General features: G+C 73.7%; 3 protein-coding genes and 1 pseudogene. 2 read left to right on the top strand and 2 right to left on the bottom strand.

The window, feature by feature from the left end; genetic code table 11:
- Both ACSNOK_RS31175 and ACSNOK_RS31170 read left to right on the top strand, forming a co-directional pair.
- Nucleotides 1-450 (top strand): annotated as a pseudogene (locus ACSNOK_RS31175) (hypothetical protein); the annotation flags it as partial.
- A gap of 153 nt (nucleotides 451-603) precedes the next feature.
- Nucleotides 604-1,830 carry an aromatic acid exporter family protein gene (locus tag ACSNOK_RS31170; protein ID WP_436784153.1) on the top strand — a complete coding sequence of 409 codons (1,227 nt, stop codon included), beginning with the start codon at nucleotides 604-606 and terminating at the stop codon, nucleotides 1,828-1,830.
- 69 nt (nucleotides 1,831-1,899) lie between these two features.
- On the opposite strand, the gene ACSNOK_RS31165 is transcribed toward ACSNOK_RS31170, so the two are convergent.
- Both ACSNOK_RS31165 and ACSNOK_RS31160 read right to left on the bottom strand, forming a co-directional pair.
- Nucleotides 1,900-2,766, bottom strand: coding sequence for an isocitrate lyase/PEP mutase family protein (locus ACSNOK_RS31165; RefSeq protein WP_436784152.1), 867 nt, complete (start codon nucleotides 2,764-2,766; stop codon nucleotides 1,900-1,902).
- 375 nt (nucleotides 2,767-3,141) lie between these two features.
- Nucleotides 3,142-3,681, bottom strand: coding sequence for a DUF4232 domain-containing protein (locus tag ACSNOK_RS31160; RefSeq protein ID WP_436784151.1), 540 nt, complete (start codon nucleotides 3,679-3,681; stop codon nucleotides 3,142-3,144).
- Nucleotides 3,682-4,309: the final 628 nt, after the last annotated feature.

Genomic DNA, 4,309 nt, shown 5'->3' with positions numbered 1-4,309 from the left:
ACCGGGTCCGGTGTCGATGCCGGGGGCGGCGAGCGTGGGCGTGAGCGTCAGCTCGAAGCCGGGGCCGGTGCCGGGTGCGGGACCGTGCGGGAGGCCGGTGCCGGCACCGGGTCCGGTGTCGATGCCGGGGGTGGCGGGCGTGGGCGCGAGCGTCAGCCCGAAGCCTGGACCGGTACCGGGCGTGGGGCCGCGCGGGAGGCTGCCGGCACCGAGCCCGGCTCCGGGCCCGAACGTCTCCCGGCCACCCGGACGGACGGGGCGTACCCGCCCTGCGGCCCCGAGCGGGAGTTCCTGGCCGCCTGCGCGTCGGCCGAGCGCGCCCGCGGGCTGCGGGAGGCCGCCCGCGAGGCCCGGCTGCGGACCCAGCGGCGGCTCATCGCCCTCCTGGCCGGTCTCCTCCTCTCGGTCGCCGCCCTGGCCGCCGTCGTCGTCCCGCTCGCGGCTCGCTGACCGTCCGCCGGCAGGGCGCCCGGCGATCGCGCGACCGCCCGACGGAGTCCCCGGCCCGCGCGCCGCCGTACGGCGGAGGAGACCCCCGCGACCAGCCGGGTGGCGTGCCTCACCTCGGGGTCTGCCACGCGAGTGATCGGGAAAGCGTCTACAGTGCGTGATCTTCCCGAACCCCTGACGACCCTGGTCCGACGCGGCAGAGAGCCCGCCGTCGCGCAGACGGTGCGGTCCACGGCCGCCGCCGTCATCGCGTACGCGGTGGCGCTGACGCTCAGCAAGGAACCGGCGCCGCTCACCGCGCCGCTGACCGCCCTGCTCGTCGTCCAGGTGACCCTGTACTCCACCCTGACCACCGGCATCCGCCGGGTGAACTCCGTCGTCGCCGGCGTCCTGATCGCCATCGGCTTCAGCGCCCTGGTCGGCCTCACCTGGTGGAGCCTGGGACTGATCATCCTGGCGTCGCTGGTCATCGGGCGCTTCGTCCACGTGGGGGAGTTCGTCCCCGAGGTGGCGATCAGCGCCATGCTCGTCCTCGGCGTCACCCGGGTGGCGGAGACCGCCTGGGACCGGGTCCTGGAGACCGTGATCGGAGCCGTCGTCGGGCTCCTCTTCAACGTGCTGCTGGTGCCGCCCGTCTGGGTGGAGCCGGCCGGCGACGCCATCCAGGACCTGGCGCGGCGGATAAGCGGACTCCTCCGTCACCTCGGCTCCGAGGTGGGCCGGCCCACCCCCGTCTCGGAGGCCGCCGCCCGGCTGCACGAGGCGCGCCGGCTCGACCACGACGTCGCCGAGGTCGACGTCTCCCTCCGGCAGGCCGAGGACAGCCTCCGCCTCAACCCCCGGGTCAAGGAGGGCCTGCTGTCCCGGATCGTGCTGCGCACCGGCCTCGACGCGCTGGAGATCTCCGCCGTCGTGGTCCGGGTGATGTGCCGGTCCCTGACCGACCTGGCGCGCGAGCGCACCGACGAGCCTCTCTTCCCGGAGGACGTCGCCGCCGCGCTCACCGACGTCATGCACCACCTCGCCCGGGCCCTGGAGAGCTTCGCGGTGCTCATCACCAGCCAGGTGAGCGCCAACGCCGAGGAGGCCGAGGCCCGGCTCGTCGAGGACCTCGCCGTCGGCCGGGAGAGCCGCGACCGGGCCGCCCACCTGCTGCTCGACAAGGTCCGCGAGCATCCCCGGCAGTGGCAGCTGCACGGGTCGCTGCTCGCCGAGATCGACCGCATCCTCGACGAACTCGACGTGGAGAAGCGCACCGAGCGGCTGACGGAGGAGCTGGACCGGCACTCCCGGGCGTCCCGCGAGCGCTGGCCGCTCCTCCACCGGCTCAAGCGGCGGGTGGTCCGCAGCCGCTTCGGCAGCCGCAGTAGCCGCGGCTGACGGCCCGGCGTGCCCGGGGCCCGGGGGACGTCCGCGGCGTGGCGGACCCCGGGCCCCGGCGAGCCCGGGTCAGCCGGCGGCCACCGGCTCCGGCGCCCGGTCGTGGTGGCGGGAGATGTTCTTCTCCAGCAGCGCCAGGCAGTCGGCCACCCCGACCGACGCCGGCGTGAACGCGGGCAGCCGCCCGTCGTCCCGCTTCAGCCCGGCCAGGGCCTCGTCCATCGCGGTCTGCGCCGCGAACAGGCACGGGGTGCTGTAGATGGCGACGTCCACGCCCAGGTCCGACAGCTCCGGCAGTGACAGCCGGGGCGACTTGCCGCCCGCGATCTGGTTGAACAGCAACGGCTTGTCGCCGATGACGTCGCGCACCTTGCGGATCCAGTCGACGCTGCGGACCCCGTCGACCAGGATCACATCGCAGTCGGTGGCCGCCAGCGCCTTGGCGCGGCGCAGGATCTCGGGTTCGTCCGTGGCGTCGGTGCGGGCCACGACCACCATGTCGCGCCGGGCCTCCAGCACCATGGTGAGCTTCTCCAGGTACTCCTCCAGCGGAAGGATCAGCTTGCCGTCCACGTGCCCGCAACGCCGCGGCCGCTTCTGGTCCTCCAGGATCACACCCGACGCGCCGACCTGCTCCAGCGAACGCACCACGTGGCAGGCGGTCTCGGGGTCCACATAGCCGTCGTCGATGTCGACGAGCAGGTGCTGCGCGGGGAACGCCTGGCGCAGCCGCTGGACGAAGCCGACCAGGTCGGGCCAGGCGATGAACCCGATGTCCGGGAGGCCGTAATGGGAGGCGGCGAAACCGAAGCCGGAGACGAACATGCCGTCGTAGTGCCGGGCCGCCACGGAGGCGGAGAACATGTCGAAGACGCCGATGAGCGGGGTGGTGCCGTCGGCCGCTATCGCGGCGCGTAGCCGATCGGGGTGGTTCACGGTACCCTCCGGGGTGAGTTGGGCAACGCGCCGCCGACCGCTGCCGCCAAGCTCGTGACCGGCTGTGCGCGTTCGCTGACCAGAACCCGGGTGTCCGCCGTCGCAAGACGGCGTACCCCGGGTCTTTCGTGTGTCGCTCGTGCTGGTGGCGCTGTGTCCCGTCGCGCCCGTCGCGGGAGTGAACGGCGGTGCGCGGGAGGGGAGTCGGGGGCCGCTCGGGCGGAGTGGCGCCCCTCACTTCCGGTCCGGAGGCTAGTCAAGTCCTGGTCATGAAGCAATCAGGGAAAAGTAAAGTCCCGGGTGATGCGACGCTTTTGCGCCGAACGGCGCGCGCATCACCCGGGACGGTGTGTTTCCTCCGGTCAGCGGCCGCGTTCAGCCGCGGACCGGCACCTTGTGGGCGACAGCGGTGACGTGCAGTTCACCCTTGTCGACCAGGTCGCCGAGGGGGATCGCCTGATGGGTCCGCGCGGCGGGCGGGGTCACCAGCAGGTACGTCCCCTTGCGGGCGTCCGTGCCGGAGTGCGTCCAGGCGACGTTGGCCTGGGCCGCCTCGCCGGGCTTGAGGTATATGAGCTTGTTGCCCGGGTCGTCCGCGTACCAGGTGCTGCCCCACACCGTGTGCGAGGGCAGCGCCTTGCGCTGGGAGTCCGCCAGGCCCAGGCCCGGGTAACCGCGCAGCGCGCACGTCCGCTGGGTGGTGTTCTTCAACTCCAGCGTGCCGCCCGCGTGGTTCATCCCGCCGCCGAGCCGCTCGGCGAAGGAGATCCGCAGGTCGGAGGTGCCGCACGTCGGAGTGGCCGACGCGGCCCCCGATCCGTCCCCGGCGGCCCCGGCCGTCCCGGCGGCGGCGGTGAGCGCGATCCCCGCGGCGGCGGCGACCCCCACGAGGCGTGTGGCGGTGAGGCGTGTCACGAGCAGTCCCTTCCCTTGAGTTTTCCCCCGAGTTTCACGTGCTGTCATGCTCGCTGCGCCTACCCGTCGCCTGCGCACTCGAACGCGCCGGAGCGTAGGGAACGCGCCACCCCGGCGGCCGGAATTCCCTTTTCTCTCCCCGGGTTCGCTCATGCTTCCCCTCCGGTTCGCCTCCCCGGCGCGGACCGGAAACGCCCGGTCGGAGGCGAGGAGGAGAGGGCGTTCCGATTCTCACGACCGCTCCGAGGGCGGTCAATCGGCGAAATGGAGGGCTCGGGACGGCTGTTCGAACGCGCCGGACATCGGCCCGAAACCGCCGTCCGGCCTCTTGCGCGCCCCGGCGGACGCGTTAGGCTGCCCGGCCACACGCGGTTCGGGTCGGACGGGTATCGGGGGACGCCGGATGTCTTTGCGACGGATGTCTATGGGGCGCATGTCTTCGGGGCGCATGTTCCGGGGCCGGCGCGCAGACCGCGGCGGCGACCCGGAAGGGCGACGGCGCGCGGAAGAGGGCGACACGCCGCCGGGCGCGCGCCGGGCGGTCGGGGACGGTGCGGGTCTCGGCCGGCCGGGGAGACGCCGGGGCGGTCGGCGTGGGCGTAGGGGCGGTCGGCGCAGGGGTTGGGGC

The organism is Streptomyces sp. URMC 126, from assembly GCF_051386555.1.
Classification (GTDB): domain Bacteria; phylum Actinomycetota; class Actinomycetes; order Streptomycetales; family Streptomycetaceae; genus Streptomyces.
This window is presented reverse-complemented; position numbering and strand designations above follow the sequence as displayed.